15 protein-coding genes and 2 pseudogenes are annotated in these 16,152 nt (G+C 38.8%); all 17 read right to left on the reverse strand.

Annotated features, from left to right (window positions below):
• Positions 1–50: 50 nt before the first annotated feature.
• Positions 51–935, reverse strand: a complete 885-nt coding sequence (locus U5921_RS05390) for a DMT family transporter (protein WP_324825443.1) — start codon at positions 933–935, stop codon at positions 51–53.
• 141 nt (positions 936–1,076) lie between these two features.
• Positions 1,077–2,441, reverse strand: coding sequence for a sigma-54 dependent transcriptional regulator (locus U5921_RS05395; protein WP_324825444.1), 1,365 nt, complete (start codon positions 2,439–2,441; stop codon positions 1,077–1,079).
• A gap of 15 nt (positions 2,442–2,456) precedes the next feature.
• A complete protein-coding gene (locus tag U5921_RS05400; protein ID WP_324825445.1) occupies positions 2,457–4,265 on the reverse strand; it encodes an ATP-binding protein in 1,809 nt (602 codons plus the stop codon).
• A 94-nt stretch (positions 4,266–4,359) separates the two neighbouring features.
• Positions 4,360–5,676: an acetyl-CoA hydrolase/transferase family protein gene (locus U5921_RS05405; RefSeq protein WP_324825446.1), complete on the reverse strand. Its 1,317-nt coding sequence runs from the start codon at positions 5,674–5,676 to the stop codon at positions 4,360–4,362.
• A 54-nt stretch (positions 5,677–5,730) separates the two neighbouring features.
• Positions 5,731–5,994, reverse strand: a complete 264-nt coding sequence (locus U5921_RS05410; RefSeq protein WP_324825447.1) for a hypothetical protein — start codon at positions 5,992–5,994, stop codon at positions 5,731–5,733.
• Between the two features lie 102 nt (positions 5,995–6,096).
• Positions 6,097–7,569 (reverse strand): 4-hydroxyphenylacetate 3-hydroxylase family protein, encoded by a 1,473-nt coding sequence (locus U5921_RS05415; RefSeq protein WP_324825448.1) that lies wholly within the window; start codon positions 7,567–7,569, stop codon positions 6,097–6,099.
• A gap of 108 nt (positions 7,570–7,677) precedes the next feature.
• Entirely contained in the window at positions 7,678–7,956 is a 279-nt protein-coding gene (locus U5921_RS05420; RefSeq protein WP_324825449.1) for a NifU family protein, read from the reverse strand.
• Between the two features lie 26 nt (positions 7,957–7,982).
• Complete coding sequence (locus U5921_RS05425) at positions 7,983–9,404, reverse strand: solute carrier family 23 protein (RefSeq protein WP_324825450.1); 1,422 nt, start codon at positions 9,402–9,404, stop codon at positions 7,983–7,985.
• Positions 9,405–9,766: 362 nt separating this feature from the next.
• Positions 9,767–10,576, reverse strand: a complete 810-nt coding sequence (locus U5921_RS05430; RefSeq protein ID WP_324825958.1) for a metallophosphoesterase — start codon at positions 10,574–10,576, stop codon at positions 9,767–9,769.
• 116 nt (positions 10,577–10,692) lie between these two features.
• Positions 10,693–11,280: an SMC-Scp complex subunit ScpB gene (scpB, locus tag U5921_RS05435; protein ID WP_324825451.1), complete on the reverse strand. Its 588-nt coding sequence runs from the start codon at positions 11,278–11,280 to the stop codon at positions 10,693–10,695.
• Positions 11,270–12,043 (reverse strand): segregation and condensation protein A, encoded by a 774-nt coding sequence (locus U5921_RS05440; protein WP_324825452.1) that lies wholly within the window; start codon positions 12,041–12,043, stop codon positions 11,270–11,272. The genes scpB and U5921_RS05440 overlap by 11 nt, the downstream gene beginning before the upstream one ends.
• 230 nt (positions 12,044–12,273) lie before the next feature.
• Complete coding sequence (locus U5921_RS05445; RefSeq protein ID WP_324825453.1) at positions 12,274–12,555, reverse strand: DUF2325 domain-containing protein; 282 nt, start codon at positions 12,553–12,555, stop codon at positions 12,274–12,276.
• A 72-nt stretch (positions 12,556–12,627) separates the two neighbouring features.
• Entirely contained in the window at positions 12,628–14,793 is a 2,166-nt protein-coding gene (feoB, locus tag U5921_RS05450; RefSeq protein ID WP_324825454.1) for a ferrous iron transport protein B, read from the reverse strand.
• Between the two features lie 76 nt (positions 14,794–14,869).
• Positions 14,870–15,097, reverse strand: coding sequence for a ferrous iron transport protein A (locus U5921_RS05455; RefSeq protein WP_324825455.1), 228 nt, complete (start codon positions 15,095–15,097; stop codon positions 14,870–14,872).
• Positions 15,098–15,124: 27 nt separating this feature from the next.
• Positions 15,125–15,334 carry a FeoA family protein gene (locus U5921_RS05460; RefSeq protein ID WP_417765042.1) on the reverse strand — a complete coding sequence of 70 codons (210 nt, stop codon included), beginning with the start codon at positions 15,332–15,334 and terminating at the stop codon, positions 15,125–15,127.
• Between the two features lie 243 nt (positions 15,335–15,577).
• Positions 15,578–15,808 (reverse strand): annotated as a pseudogene (locus U5921_RS05465) (TrmO family methyltransferase domain-containing protein); the annotation flags it as partial.
• A 124-nt stretch (positions 15,809–15,932) separates the two neighbouring features.
• A pseudogene (locus U5921_RS05470) lies at positions 15,933–16,097 on the reverse strand (MerR family DNA-binding transcriptional regulator); the annotation flags it as partial.
• Positions 16,098–16,152 lie beyond the last annotated feature (55 nt).

The following is a 16,152-nucleotide window of genomic DNA, read 5'->3' on the forward strand; positions in this document are numbered from 1 at the left end:
AAAAAAGAATATTTCTTTTTCAGTGGAGATATGCATTGTTCCATACTATTTTATTCTAATTTTTCATTTGTTTTGTCTCGTTCCAAGGTCAGCATCACCACTGATAAAATGACCAATATACAGCCCACCACACTTCGGAATGTAAACGCCTCTTTTAAAAACAAAATTCCTAAAATCACGCTTATAATTGGCTCAAACATACCTAAAATCGCAGTCACGGTCGGTCCAACATTTTTGACAGCGATCGGTGTAATTGAATTGGCAATTACAGATACCCCCATCGCCATGACAAACATCAAAACCCATCCTCTGGGTGCAATGTGATAAACGATTTGATTCGTTGCTGTTCCAAAGATAAAAAGACATACCGACGCGACTGAGGCACAATAAAATGAAATTAAAAATGGATGAAGATGTTTAATTTCTGTTTTATCCATTACAACTAAAAAAGCAGCATAGGCAATACCGGAGCCTAATGCCAATGCAATTCCGATAAAATTCACCTGCAAATCTCCCTCTAAAAAGGATAAGAGACCAATGATAGAAAGTCCCATTGCAGCCAGCTTTGTCATGCTGATTTTCTCTTTAAAAAACAGAACACATACAAGTGCTACCAAAACCGGATAAACATAGTGAATGCAAGTTGTCAAGCCAACTGATATATAATTATAAGCTCCATAAAGCATAAGTCCCGTTGCGAAGGCCCCTAAAAAAGAGAGTATAATTAAGGTAAAAAAGTCTTTTCGAGATACTTTAATTGGTATTTTTTTAGTTTTTAGAATGGCAAACATCACGGGAAAAGAGATTAAACTTCGAAAAAAGGTTAAGGTAATCGTATTGCAGCCGTCCATATAAGCAATTTTTGCCAAAAGTGGTGCAAACCCATAAATAAATGCCGCTCCTACCGCACAGCTAATTCCAACCGTCTTATTCATCCTGTATCCTTTCTTCCTGCAAGCATGTAAAACTGTACCTAAAGCACTACTTTATTATTATATTCTTAACCTTCTTTTCTTTCAAATCCTTTTCATAAAGACTAAAGAATATTTTTACTTAGGAAGAAGACAGTCGTTCCTTTAATCATTCATTGCGTATTTCTGAAGTTTTCTATGGAGTGAGCGCCTGCTGATGCCTAGAGCAAGCGCTGCCTTCGTTTTATTGCCGCCACTCTCAGTCATCGCATTTTGAATCACTTCTTTTTCTATTGAGTCAATCGCATTGTTCAACATCGGCTCCTGTTTCTTATGAAAACTCTTTGAAACCTCTTTTTCTTCACGAACTTCAATTGGCAAAGAATCCACATGGATCGTGTTTCCGGAAGAGATCACAACACAACGCTCAATAATGTTTTCCAGCTCTCGGATATTTCCCGGCCAGCTGTAGGCCTTAAGACATTTCATTGCTTCACTTGTCAATTCTTTTCGTGTATTTGTAGTTGAGATCCGTGCAGAATCCTCTAAAAAAATCGTTACGAGATCTTCAATGTCTTCCACACGTTCTCTCAGAGGAGGAATGTGAATCGGAACTACATTAAGCCGATAATACAAGTCTTCTCGAAAATGGCCTTCCCGTACTTCCTTTAAAAGATTTTTATTTGTTGCGGCAATGACTCTGACATCTGCTTTGACAGAGCGAATTCCACCCAGCCGTTCAAAGGTCTTTTCCTGCAATACCCGAAGCAGCTTAACTTGAAGTGACGGCGAAATGTCTCCGATTTCATCTAAAAATATCGTTCCTCCGTCTGCTAATTCAAAACGTCCAGGCTTAGATGATACCGCTCCGGTAAATGCACCTTTTTCATATCCGAACAATTCACTTTCCAACAGGTTATCCGGTATTGCTCCGCAGTTCACATTGATAAGCGGTTTATCATTCCTGAGCCCCCATTGATGAAGGGCTCTTGCAATATAGCCTTTTCCCGTTCCGGTCTCGCCCGTAAGCAATACCGTTGAACCGCAGGCAGCCACCTGTTTTGCGAGCTGCAAAACCTCCTGCATCTTCGGACTTTTGCTGCTTATACTGTACTGGGTTTCCCTTGCGCCCAAAAGAAGGCCCCCAAAAGGATCTCTTTTCTGAACAGGCAGACATAATTTTTTTACTGCTGTTAAAATCTCCGTAATGTCAAAAGGTTTGGTTACGTAATCCTGCGCACCGCTTTTTAATGCATCAATTGCAGTTTCCATGGTTGCAAATGCCGTAATTAAAATAAAAGCAATCTCAGGATCCATTTCCTTCACTCGATGTAAAAATTCAATCCCCGTCATTTTAGGCATCTTAATATCGCTGATTATGATGTCCACATTGATGGTCTGAAGTATCTCTAACCCTTCTAATCCATCACATGCAGTACATACCTGGTATCCTTCTTTTGTTAGAACCTTGTTTAAGAGCTGTCTGACATGCTGCTCATCATCAACTACCAGAATATTTATCTGTCCCACATTTCTTCCCCTTTCTCAAATCCAAGGTCTGGCTTCAACTGATTGTAATAGAATGGTGAACTTAGCTCCTTCTTTTACTACACTCTCCACTTCCAAGACGCCCTTATGGGCCTCTATAATTCTAGATGAGATGGCAAGTCCCATGCCAGCACCGATATCTTTTGTCGTAAAAAACGGCTCGAAGATTCGTTCCGACAGATCTCTTGGTATTCCTTCGCCGGTATCGATGATTTCTGTGAACACCATTTTACGGTTCTCATTGTAGCCTGTTTTAATTGTAATCACGCCGCCATGCGGCATCGCCTGCACCGCATTGAGCAAGAGATTTAAAATTACAGGTTCAAAGAGTTCTTCATCTACCATCACATTTGGAATATCATTAAATACGGTATTTATTTTTATCGATTTCGGAAGATCATTTTGCAGCAAGGTAATTACATAATTGATCGTCTTCCGTAAGTCAACTTCCTTTAAAACAGGGATTTTCGGTCTTGCAAAATGCATAAAGCGGTCAAGCATCTGCGTTAAGCGATCCACTTCATGAATGATGATATCAAGTCCCTCTACATTTAATTCATTTTCTGTCAATTCTAGCTTTGCCAATTGTGCATACCCTCGGATACTTGTCAAAGGATTTTTCACTTCATGTGCCAGGCTGGCACTCATCTCTCCTAAGGCTTTTAAATTTTTTGTTCGATTGGTACTTTCTTCAAACCTCTGAATGTCTAGGATATTTCGGAACACGCAGATCGCACCGATGACTTCCTTTTTTAAACCAAATTGAATTTTAACACTGTATAAAATCGGAATTTTATCTCCATGTGTATTATATATATCTGCTAAGGTCTTCAATTGCAAACTTCCTTTTGCCAGACAGCGTTTCAACGTATCTATCAATGGTTTAATTTCTTTCGGTATAGGATTTTGCACATTTAAGCCCAGTACTTCTTCTGCCTTTAATCCAGTTAATTGCTCAGCTGCCTCATTAAAAGTTGTGATTTCTCCAATATTATTAATGCTTATAATTCCGCTTAAAAGATTTTCATATGCCTGCTCTGCATATTCCATAATTTCATGCATAGAAGCCGTTTCTCCCGACTTCGTCAGAACTTGCTGCATCGTCGACTTCAAATGATTTAACATTAAATTAAAGGAAGCGGCAATGTCCGCCAGCTCATCTTTATTTTTTGCTTTAATTTCTTGGCTGATATCTCCAGAAGCGATGCGAGCCGCCGATTTTGAAAGGTCACGTATTGGATTTGTTATCTTTTTAGAGATCCGTTTAGAAAGCGGCCATAAAATGCACAATAGAATAACCAGTAAAACAATGGTTCCTGTTTTTATATTGTTGATGTCTCGAAAAACTTTTGAATATCTGTCTTCTGAACAGACATACCAACCTTCAAGCCCCGCAATTTGATCCAATGAGGTAAGGTGTGAAATATAATTTTCCCCTTTTTTATAAATTTGCTGTAGGGAGGATTGCTTGGAAAAGGTCAAATCATAAGGAAGTTCCCATCCATAATATCCGATTGTCCTTTTCTCTTTATTAATCAGAAAGCTGTTCTCTTTGACATCTTCATTAATATAATTTGAATTTCGAATGATCAGATAGGCTTCTTCCGGCGTAATAGCCCCTTCTTTCTGGCTTACCGCTTGAAAACACTCAGAAAGTAAATGTGTTCGATCTTCAAGTGTTCTTTCCTGCATGCCATGACCTATTTTTTCTATGCCTGCTACCAAAACATAGCTAATAATAATCAGCAAGCTGATTGCAATGCACACCAAATAAAACATTGCTCTTGTTTGAACCGATTTAAACATAAGAATTCTCCACACGTGTCACTATCTAAAGTAAAAATAGAAAGAAGTCCATAGTGAAAAAACATCATTATGGACTCTCTTTATTTTAACATACTTAAAACTCTACATGGAATCTTTTTTCAAATTCTTTTCCAAGTTCTTCTCTGAAATCAGGGTGCGCAATTTCAATCAGCGCTCTCGCTCTTTCCTGAAGAGACTTCCCCTTCATCTGTGCGATGCCATATTCCGTTACAATGTAATCGACATCATGCCTTGATGTCGTGACTGCTGCACCATGTGCAATATAAGGTACAATCTTGGAAACCTTACTGCCATCTTTCATCGACGCAGTAGAAGGCATAGCAATGATTGCTTTTGCCATTCCGTCGAGTGACATGGCCGCTCCTCGAACAAAATCAACCTGACCGCCAACACCGGAAAATTGCCTGATTCCAATGGCGTCTGATACAACCTGCCCCATAAAGTCCACCTCTAGGCAAGCATTGATGCAAACCAGCTTTGAGGATTGTGCGACAATGGATGGATGATTTACATAATCAACCGGTTTCATCTCGACCATAGGATTTTTATTACAGAAATCATACAGACGTTTGGTTCCCATCAAAAAGGTAACCGTCATCTTTCCATTATCAATCGATTTCTGAGAACAGTCCACAACTCCGGCTTCATAAAGGTCAACTACACCATCTGAAATCATTTCGGAATGAATCCCTAGATGTTTTTTATCTTTTAATTGGCTCAACACAGCATCCGGAATCGCGCCGATTCCCAATTGCAATGTGGAACCGTCTTCAACTAAGGAAGCGCAGTTCTTTCCAATCGCTGTTTCTACTTCACCAATTTTGGGAACTCCGATTTCCGGGAGCGGATGAGAGCTTTCTACAAATGCGTCAATTTGATTCACATGTACAAAAGTGTCTCCATAAACCACAGGAACTTGATCATTGACTTCTGCTAAGACAATTTTCGCTGATTTCATTGCCTGCATTGTATAATCAGACGATACTCCGACGCTGCAAAACCCATTTTCATCCGGCGGGGATACCATGACCATAAATACATCGACTTTAAAAATTCCTTTACGAATCATACCCGGAATTTCATGAAAGAACACAGGAACAAACTGTCCATGCCCCTGTTCCAGCGATTTTCTTGTCGTTGCACTCGTAAACCAGCCTCGAAAAGTGAAATGCTCCTTATTTTCCGGTAAGGAATATTCTCCTTTCCCTAATGTAACCATATGCGATACCGTTACATTTTTATACGCTTCTTTATTCGCCACCATAGCTTCTACTAAAAGCGGCGGCTCTGCTACTGCATGAGCCAAGACTACCGTATCACCTGAATGAATCTTATTGACAGCCTCCTTTGCCGTACATTTACGGCTGTCATAAATTGCTTTCCAATCCATACTTAAGTCCTCCTTGTAAATCACTTCGGTGAGGATTAAAAAACACTCACCTCTTTAACTTAAATCACGAATGACTTTTACAATCCTGTCTATGTCGCCATAGTCCCACATTTTAATAACGCCTTCTCTAGTTTTAAATTGTTCATAAGAAGCACAGCAATTTGTACAGCCTCCTATTACTAAAATAACATCATAGGTTACACCCTCACAGGCATATTCGAACTCAACGTCACTTAATGATTTCTTTATCTCTTCCAGAGCATTTCCTCTGTCATATCTCGGATTGCATCCTCCGCAAAATCTAACACCACATTTCATATTCTTTCTTCCTCCGTGTATTATTAGTGGGACGGTAAAACCGCCCCACATAATTTTTCTTTTATCATACTATGCAGAGTTAAAAGAATCAATGGCAGATCTTTATTTGATTCCGGCAATTTCTTTTGCCAATTCTTTTTTCGCATTAATATTGCCCTGGCGGCTGATCATGATTCTCTGTGCCTGAGGAGAACCTGCACCATGCATTGATTCAGTTCTATAACCAACTGCGGAAGAACCAAGACAAATATTTTCTAAGAATCTCAGAACTCTCATTCTTTCCTCAGTCGTGCATACCGGGGAAGCAGCAAAGTATTTATTGCAAACTTCTCCAATTGTTTCTCCGTTTTTCCCTACCTTAGTTTTCGATTTAAAGTCTTTCTCGGAAGGCATCGTTACCATTAATCCACCTGCAATGTCTTCTGCCAATCTTACAATTTCATATGGAAATCTTGTAACATTTTGTTTACATACATTCGCAAGCAAAAGGTCAATTTGATAATTTCCGGATTCAGTTGGATATCCTTCTGCAGAACAGGCAATTCCACAGCAATACAAAGTCTCATTCAGGTGTGTCATTTCGATTAGTTTATCTTTAATATGAGATGCCTTATTTGCTCCGTTATAATCCGCTGCAAGCGCCGCTGCACCGATGATAACATCACCTACACCTACCTTGCACCCACCATAAGATTGTCTATGATATCCTGCAAAGCGTTCTACAAGCATTCCTGCATAGTCGGATTCTCCATTTAGAAAAACATATTCATTTGGAATAAATACGTCGTCAAATACAACCAAAGCTTCCTGCCCGCCAAATTGCTTGTTTCCAAGATCAACATCTGCATCTTCTTCAAGCTTTCTGGTATCACAGGACTGTCTGCCATATATCATATATATGCCATCTGCATCAGAAGGACATGCAAATGAAACAGCATAGTCTTTATCCTCCGGACGCATCGCCTGTGTAGGCATAATCAAATGCCAGTGTGAATTAATGGACCCAGTTTGATGACATTTTGCACCACGAACAACAATTCCATCTTTTCTTTTCTCCACTACATGCACAAATAAATCCGGATCTTTCTGCCCAGATGGACCAACACCGCGATCCCCTTTTGGATCGGTCATAGCGCCATCCACTACTAAATCTTCTTCCTGTACCATCTTTAAAAATTTCTTGAAGTTCTCATGGTATGTACTTCCGTATTTTTTATCTACTTCAAAGGTAGTAGAAAAGACTGCATTAAAAGCATCCATCCCAACACAACGTTGAAAGCAGCTTGCTGTTTTTTGTCCGCAAAGTCTTTGCATCTTCACTTTTTTTCTAAGATCATCTGTACTTTGGTGTAAGTGTCCAAAACGGTTAATCGTTTTGCCGGTCAAGTTTGACTTTGCAGTCATAAGGTCTGCATATTGCGGATCTTGCGCTAAGTCATATGTAACTGCCACACAATTGATGGAAGGCCGAATCATAGGATGATCCACCCAATTTTCAATTTTTTCTCCAAACATATACACTCTCGTATTCAACTTTTTCAAGCTTTCAATGTACTGTTTTCCCGTCATTAACATATCCAAACTCCTCCTTCTCATGAATCCGATTTAATACAATTTTTTAATCGAATTACATAAACCTTAACTCTATATGCAAACATCAATGTAGTGATTGAATTGCCGGTATTAAACCTCTTTGTTCAGTATTTTGCGAGCCATATCAAGCAAGTCTTCACTCACCGAGGTATCAAGACAGACATCCGTAACTCCTTCAACGTTTTCTGTTATAATTTCCTTTACAGCTCCTTCTATCGTCTGTTGTGCAGAAGGACATTGCCCGCATGCACCAGTCATACGGATCCAGACAACACCATCTTCAAATCGGGTCAGCATTGCTCCTCCGTAATGCTCGGATAACATGGGGTTTACTTTATCTTCTATCACTTTTTTTATTTTTTCTTCCAAAGTAGTCACTCCAATACTATTTTTTATTAAGCAATTTCTTCATCCGCTTCCAAATTACCGGATTCTTGGGTCATAATTTCAACTTCTTTTGACCATAAATGCCCAAAAGTAGCGTCTCCTTTAAGAAAATCTTTTCCATAGCACAGAAGACATGCAAGCACTCCAATCGCGAGTCCAAAGGCAGAGCCTTTTACCAGTAGCGCTCCGGCTATCACACCAGCGATCCCTAAATCCTTAAAGCTTTGAGACTGTTGTACGCCAATACGTACACTTACGAATCCCTGAACAATCATCGTCAAAGCCAACGCCACAGATAAAATCGGTTGTACCAAAGTTACAATCGGTAATAACCAGTATCCTGTAAACGTTCCGAATCGGAAAGAGGCTGCGCCGCCGAACAGCGATTGCATGCTTCTTCTGCCTTTCTTATAACGTTCACATACAACAACCTGCATGGCTGCCCAAAGTGGTCCGCACATGGTGATATCCGGCCCGATTACTCCCATAATGGTGTTTCTGATACCAAAGATTAAATGTGCACGATTGGGATTATAGTCAATGAGTTCGTCATCCCTTGCGACATCTGCGTCATGCACCAGTGCTTTACTCTGTACAACGTCACCAAATAGCACAATATAAATTGCTAACACGGTCGGAATTGATTTCAAAAACATGATTGGTGTTGGCCAGCCAACTGCCCCCCAAGGTACCCAATCCGTCCACAAAGTATGAAAATCGGGATTACTAAAGCCAAGTTCAATGTGAGGTAGCGCACTTTCTCCTACGAGTGGTGCGACGATAACTGCAATTAAAACAGCAGGTAAAATTCCTAAATTTGCTATCGTTTCCCATACTTTATTTTTTGTGCTTAACCGTTTAAATCCGTTTGAGAAAAGCAGATAAAACGCAACGATCAAACAAATAGCAGTTGTATAAGGCATCATCTCAAATTTTCCGCCTTCTTTGAAAATCATGGTAATGGCAGAAATACCCGCGCCCAATATGATTCCGGATTTAATTGCGGGTGGAATCAGAGAAATAATTTTTCCTGCTACACCAGTTAATCCTAATAAAATAGCAAAAATTCCAAGTGTAATTTCAAATGCAACCAAGCCCTGCATTCTCGCATGACCTGCAGGAAAAGTCAGACAATACGCGGTTAGCAATGGAATTGCCGGTGTAATCCAGCCCGGAACAACCGGATCTCCAAGCAACGTGTGCCACGTATAAAAAAATCCGTTTAAAATAACAACTGCAAGTGCAACCTCAAAAGGCATACTTAACGCATCCTGTAAAAGCGGAATTGCACCGAGACATACAGCACACATAAGCAGGCCTTGGATGTAATCTGCTACCTCAAATCGATAATGAATGAATGGAAAACGGATTTTAAATGGTCCCGCTTTGATGAACGGCGCTTCTTCGCCGTATGGCATATACTCTCTCATATTTTTTCTCCTTTCCTTTTCTCGATAATCTCTAATGCTATAATTTCTGTTTTATTCTGAAAATGTATATAACCTCCAATTGCAGCAAGATTTACACACTCACTTTGTTAAAAAGCAAAACGCATGCCAATAAAAAATTAAAGCTTGTCTTTTATTTTCAAATTTGCTGACATCCATTGATATTCTAAGTCAGAAAATTAATTATATTTATATAATTAACAAATATACAAGCAGCTTTTGTTTCTTAATTTTCTCATAAGTGTGACAAATCTGTCACGATACGGGCATTTTTGGCATAATAAAAAGAGTCAATTCCGCCCGTTTTGTCTTCGGTTGGAATTGGCTCTCACTTAAATTATTAATTACAGCAGCTCTGTATTTTTCAATTTTTTATTTTTAATATCGATGACAACAATTTCAGGCGGATTAAAGATACGAGGAACAATCGGGTTGACTGCGCATCCGCGGCTTACAACTTGCGCATAATTACCAGCCTTTCCTTCATGGAAATATAATCCGCCCGCATATTTAGGAAAATAACCTTGGTCAGCCGCCCACAGTCCATTTAAAAGTCCCGGAATGCGAAGAAATCCGCCGTGTGTATGTCCGCACAAAACTAAATCAAACCCCCATCGGTCATATAAATAAAAAAGCTCCGGACGATGAGAAATCAAAATAGAAACTGTATCCTCTTGTTTGTGAAATAAATTTTTTTTCTCTAAAATCCAGTCTTTTTTTGTCATTTTACAATCTCGATTGCAAGGATCTTCAAGACCGGCTATGCGTATTTTCTGTCCTTTAAATACAAACACCGCTTCTTTATCGTCTAATACCTTTATACTATACTTTTTTAACTCAGTAAGAATATCATCTAAGTCATCTCGCTCACATTCATGATTTCCTGTTACATAAAAAATAGGTGCACTGCCCTCAATTTTTTTTATGAGTTCAAACGCACCCTGCGTTGGAATTTGGTCATCGATGATATCCCCGGAAAGTGCGATTAAATCCGCCTTTTGATCTAAAATTAACCGAGCTAATTTATCTTGTCCTTCTGCATAGTAGCGGCTGTGCAAATCAGCAAGAAGCACGATGCGCAGTGCTTGCTCCTTTTCCCATTTTTCTGTATAAACGGTATATTGCGTAACTGCCATACGGCTGTAAAAAGTCATAACAAACAATATAATGATTCCTGTAAATATCCATTTCTTTTTCATACGATTAGTTTGTACAAATTTTCGCTTCTTTTTCCTTTTTCTTTATGGTAATTTATGGATACTATTTCTACTTAGTTTTTTTCAAAATCAATAGCAATTTGCTGAAAATCCAAATGGCCCGAATTCTCTTCTTTGACAACGCTTTCAATATCGTCAATATTCGGCAATTCTTTTATAGATGAAAAACCGAAGTGCTTTAAAAATTCTTTTGTCGTACCGTACAGAATCGGTCTGCCAATCGACATCGAACGTCCGGCTTCCACAATTAATTCCTTTTTCATAAGTCCTTCTATAACTCGGTCGCACTTAATTCCTCGGATGGATTCAATTTCTCCCTTCGTTACAGGCTGCTTATACGCTATAATTGCTAGAACTTCTAATGCGGACTGGGATAAACGTTTTTCTTTTATCGGCGTACAAAGACGCTCTATGTAAATATTGTTTTCCTCTTTTGTGCATAATTGAAAACTTTTATCTATCTCACGGATTTGCATGCCTCTTTCCTGTACTTCATATTCCTGCTGCAATTCTTTGAAGTATTCATATGCCTCTTTCCAAGGTAAATTGAGAATTTCTGCCGCAATTTTCACATCCAGCGGTTCTCCCCATACAAACAAAATCGATTCAAAAATGGATTTTATCTTTTTTTTACTGCTCATAGGAAGTTCCCCCTGATTCTATTTGTATTTGTCCTTTTTCCTGACATAATGTCAGGGTAATTTCTCCGTAATTGACGCTTTGATGGACGGTAATCGCTCTCTGTTTTAAAAGCTCCAGCATAGACATAAAAGTTAGCACAACATGATATCGACTCGTTTTTCCAGCTAATAACTCAGTAAACGTTCCTTTTCTTTTCGTCCGGAAAAAACCTATGATCTGCTCAATTCGTGCTTCAACCGACATGCGCTGCCGCTCTACTCGAGCATATCTTTTTTTGATATCCTCCAGTTTTCTCTTCTTATTCAAAAATACTTGAAATGCCTTCATAAACTGACCAATATCTAAATTTAAATATTCATCCGGTTTCAGAGTATAAGGTGAAAGCTCTTCCTGGGGTTTTGTAAAAATACCCTGCATATATTCTTCTCTTTTCTCGAAATATCCAGCAACACCTTTAAATCTCTTATATTCTAAGAGTTTCTGCACCAGTTCATCTCTAGGGTCTTCTTCATCCGGCTTTCCTTCGATCTTAGCCCTCGGCAGCAGCATTTTCGACTTTATCTCAATCAAAGCAGCCGCAAGAACCATAAATTCCCCTGCGACTGTTGCATCCTGCTTCTTCATTTGCTCAATGTACGCTAAATATTGTGCGGTTATTTCCGACACCCGAATATCATAAATATTCATTTCAGCATTTTCGATTAGATACACTAACAAATCAAAAGGGCCTTCAAATACGTCCAATTTAACCTTATATGACATATTGTTCTCCTTGCATTCATTTCGTTTCTATTCTATCATAAAGAAATCAAAATTGCACACGCTATCATCTTTTAGTTATTGTTCATATGCCTTATCTTCTCATTAATGCTATACGTTCTGCTATTTCCCAATCCTGCGGATTCATCGATTCATTCCCTTCCCTATACAGCACAAAAACACCCGTCTGGCGAAAATTCAAGCGGGTGTTTTATCATAAAACAAAAGTAAGTTTATGAGATATGCTCTTCCAATATTATTCTTAACGCTGAAATGGAACTGGAATGTGCACGAGCAATCTTTGTCGTTCCATTTTTTGTTTCATTTAATGCACATTTTACCATTTTATGTGAAACTGTGCCGGTAAAAAGAATCATTAAATCCGGTGTCCCTATTTTATTTTTTAAGGTTCCGCTCATTTGTGTAAACACTTTTGCGTTACACTTATACTTCTTGCATAGGTTTTTATATTGACATACCATGCAATCGTTTCCTCCTACAATTACAACACTCATTTCTTTCCTCCTATTAGTTAGCTTACGCTAACCAACGTGTTATAAAAAAGCAGCGTAAAGCTGCTTCTTTATTTAGTTCATCCCTTTTGATAGCATCAAATCATCCATTTCCTCTTCCGGTTCTTTTACCTTCTTATAAGGTCGGAATAATAAGTACAGTACCCCTGCAAGAAGGACAAACGCAATTACTGTGCCTACACCGAACGTTCCATTGACTAAGGAACCAAACTGGAAAACCATAAATGCCATAACATAAGCAAAGATACACTGGTATGCAACTGCAAATACAGTCCACTTTGCATTATTCATTTCTCTTCGGATTGCACCAATTGCCGCAAAGCAAGGAGCGCAAAGAAGATTGAAAACTAAGAACGAATATGCCGAAAGCATTGTGAAATGCTGAGCAATCAGTCCAAGCGGTCCAAATGTTCCTTCTTCTACCATCTCAAGTGCATCCCCGGATACACCATAAAGGACTCCGAATACTCCAACAACTTCTTCTTTTGCAACTAAACCCATAATAGTCGCAACTGCACTTTGCCAAGCACCGAATCCTAACGGCGCGAAAATAGGAGCAACGCCGTTTCCGATAACAGCTAAAATGCTTTCATCCATATCCTCAACCATCTGCCAGCTTCCATCTACCATTCCGAAAGAAGATAAGAACCAGACTAAAACGCTGGAAAGCAATATAATGGTTCCTGCTTTTTTAATAAATGAACTTCCACGTTCCCACATGCTGCGGAAAACACTTCCCGCTGTAGGAAGGTGATAAGCCGGAAGCTCCATAACAAATGGCGCCGGTTTTCCTGCAAACATTTTTGTTTTCTTTAAAATAAGTCCTGATATAATGACGGCTGCAACTCCTACAAAGTAAGCGGAAGGGGCAACCCACCAAGCGCTTCCGAATAAAGCACCTGCAATCAACGCTACAATTGGCATCTTTGCTCCGCAAGGCATAAAAGTGGTCGTCATAATTGTCATTCTTCGATCGCTTTCATTTTCAATGGTTCTAGATGCCATAATCCCCGGAATTCCACAGCCAGTACCGATTAACATCGGAATGAATGATTTACCGGAAAGTCCAAACCTGCGGAAAATTCGATCCATAATGAAGGCAACACGTGCCATATAGCCGCATTCTTCCAGGAGTGCAAGCATCGCAAATAAAATGAACATCTGTGGAATAAATCCCAATACCGCACCAACGCCACCAATAATACCATCTACGATCAATCCGACCAACCAAGCACTTACGCCGATACCTTCCAACCAGCCTGCAACCGGTTCTGATATCCATTCTCCAAATAACGTATCGTTTGTAAATCCGGTTACAATATCTCCCACTGTCGTGATTGATATGTAGTACACGACAAACATTACGACTGCAAAGATCGGGAGTGCCCAGAGACGATTGGTTACAATTTGGTCAATTTTATCTGATGTAGTCATTCTTGATTTATTCTTTTTTAAATAAGACTTCTTAATCAGTTCTCCTATAAATTGGTAACGTTCATTGATAATGATACTTTCTGAATCATCATCCATTTCCATCTCTATTTCATTAATCAGCGCTTCCACTTTTGTTGTTTTCTTAATCCGCTGTGTTACCTTCTCATCTCTTTCAAAGAGCTTAACAGCATACCAACGTTTCTGTTGTTCATCAATTTCCTTTGGTAGCTGTTTCTGGATTTCATCAAGCCCTTCTTCTACTTTTGCCGAGAAGCGTTTCAAAGGCTTAGTGGATTTTGAAGCACCGGAGACTGAAATTGCCTTATCTATCAAATCCGCAATCCCCTCTCCTTTCATTGCAGAAATCGGGACAACCGGACATCCAAGTGACTTTGATAACTTCGCACAATCAATCTTGTCTCCGTTTTTATTAACTACGTCCATCATGTTAATCGCAACCACCATTGGGATTCCGAGTTCTTCAAGCTGTGTAGTCAAATATAAATTACGTTCCAAATTAGACCCATCAAGAATATTTATAATTGCATTCGGTTTTTCGTCCAACAAATAATTTCTTGAGACAACTTCCTCTAAAGTATACGGAGAAAGCGAATAAATACCGGGCAAATCAATTAATTGTACGTCCTTGTGTCCTTTTATCCGTCCTTCTTTCTTTTCTACGGTAACACCGGGCCAGTTTCCAACGTATTGTTTTGCACCTGTAAGTGCGTTAAACAATGTCGTTTTTCCACTGTTCGGATTACCGGCAAGAGCAATCTTCAACATCTTTTTCCTCCTTTATTTAGTTAGCTTAGGCTAACTTTATGTTAGAACATTTATCTATTATTTCAATGTCTTACGGCTAAGCCAGTTCTACCTCGATTGTTTCTGCATCTGCCTTACGGATGGATAATTCATATCCGCGAATATTTATCTCAATTGGATCGCCTAGAGGTGCTACTTTTCGGATATATACTTCGCTTCCCTTTGTAATCCCCATATCCATAATTCTGCGTTTCACCGCACCATCACCATGGAGTTTTTTAATCGTTGCGGTTTGACCACATTTCACTTCTTTTAATGTATACATTATCGCCTCTCCCTTCCGTCTCTAAATTTATACGACAATACGATTCGCCATTTCCTTGCTGATTGCAACACGAGTGTCTTTTACCATCACAATTAAGTTCCCTGCAATTTCCGTTATAATGGAAACCTCACTGCCTTCAACAAAGCCCAAATTGTTTAAAAAGCGCTTTGTCTCATCCTTACCATTAATTCTTTCAATGCATTTTACTTCTCCAACCTTTGTAAATGTCAATGGCATCATCATCAACTCCTTTTAAATGTTAGCTCTTACTAACTCTTTAGTATAAATAGTGGTTAGCAACGCTAACCTCATTTATGCCTTATTCATATAAAATAGCGGTTAGCTTTTGCTAACCACTATTAATATACCATTCTAACTTTTTCATGTCAATTACTTTTTTAAAAATAAAGCAGCTTTTTTGAGGGAAAGCTTGAAGAGAAATATCTCTATTTCCGCTGGATATAAAATGAATTTACTTTTTTAAAAATTAAATTCATCTTCCCAGTCAAAGTCTCCTGATTCTTCCGTACTTTTTGGCCAATAGCTGCACCAATTTGGTAATTCAGGCTGTTCAACTCGATCAAGGCTAGGAGCGTAAGGTTTAATATCAAGAAGTGGTGTCTTATCATCTGCATCAATATAAGCGACTTGAATGATTCCTTGCTCGTTATCGATATGAATAATCTGTGAGGTAGTAAGTGCAATTGGGTTGACTTGTAATTGTTTCATAATATTCCCTCCACATTTTGTATTGATTTATAAATACAGTGTAAACCCTGACACAATGTGAGAGTCAATATGAAATCCTCTTATATCTTTATATCTTTTTCAAAGGAATAAATATAATTTTATTTAAAAGCTCTATTTGCTCCGTAGAGTAAAGCCTATAGTTTGTAAATTTATTAATTTTTGCAGGTTTTAACAATCCAGTTTCATCATAATATCGCAACATACGAACTGATACCTGTGTCAACTTTGAAAATTCACCAATCTGAAACATCTTCCCCCCTGTTGTATGTTTTTATAAATAACTTTAGATAAACCTTCCTTTAAAA

The organism is Sinanaerobacter sp. ZZT-01 (assembly GCF_035621135.1).
Lineage (GTDB): Bacteria > Bacillota > Clostridia > Peptostreptococcales > Anaerovoracaceae > IOR16.

Coding starts and splice junctions, on each gene's coding strand:
- scpB (WP_324825451.1), bottom strand. CDS start 11,280: ATGAGCAGTAAAAAAAAGATAAAATCCATTTTTGAATCGATTTTGTTT.
- U5921_RS05460 (WP_417765042.1), bottom strand. CDS start 15,334: ATGCCATTGACATTTACAAAGGTTGGAGAAGTAAAATGCATTGAAAGA.
- U5921_RS05410 (WP_324825447.1), bottom strand. CDS start 5,994: ATGAAATGTGGTGTTAGATTTTGCGGAGGATGCAATCCGAGATATGAC.
- feoB (WP_324825454.1), bottom strand. CDS start 14,793: ATGTTGAAGATTGCTCTTGCCGGTAATCCGAACAGTGGAAAAACGACA.
- U5921_RS05405 (WP_324825446.1), bottom strand. CDS start 5,676: ATGGATTGGAAAGCAATTTATGACAGCCGTAAATGTACGGCAAAGGAG.
- U5921_RS05445 (WP_324825453.1), bottom strand. CDS start 12,555: ATGAGTGTTGTAATTGTAGGAGGAAACGATTGCATGGTATGTCAATAT.
- U5921_RS05430 (WP_324825958.1), bottom strand. CDS start 10,576: ATGACTTTTTACAGCCGTATGGCAGTTACGCAATATACCGTTTATACA.
- U5921_RS05425 (WP_324825450.1), bottom strand. CDS start 9,404: ATGAGAGAGTATATGCCATACGGCGAAGAAGCGCCGTTCATCAAAGCG.
- U5921_RS05390 (WP_324825443.1), bottom strand. CDS start 935: ATGAATAAGACGGTTGGAATTAGCTGTGCGGTAGGAGCGGCATTTATT.
- U5921_RS05440 (WP_324825452.1), bottom strand. CDS start 12,043: ATGTCATATAAGGTTAAATTGGACGTATTTGAAGGCCCTTTTGATTTG.
- U5921_RS05400 (WP_324825445.1), bottom strand. CDS start 4,265: ATGTTTAAATCGGTTCAAACAAGAGCAATGTTTTATTTGGTGTGCATT.
- U5921_RS05415 (WP_324825448.1), bottom strand. CDS start 7,569: ATGTTAATGACGGGAAAACAGTACATTGAAAGCTTGAAAAAGTTGAAT.
- U5921_RS05455 (WP_324825455.1), bottom strand. CDS start 15,097: ATGTATACATTAAAAGAAGTGAAATGTGGTCAAACCGCAACGATTAAA.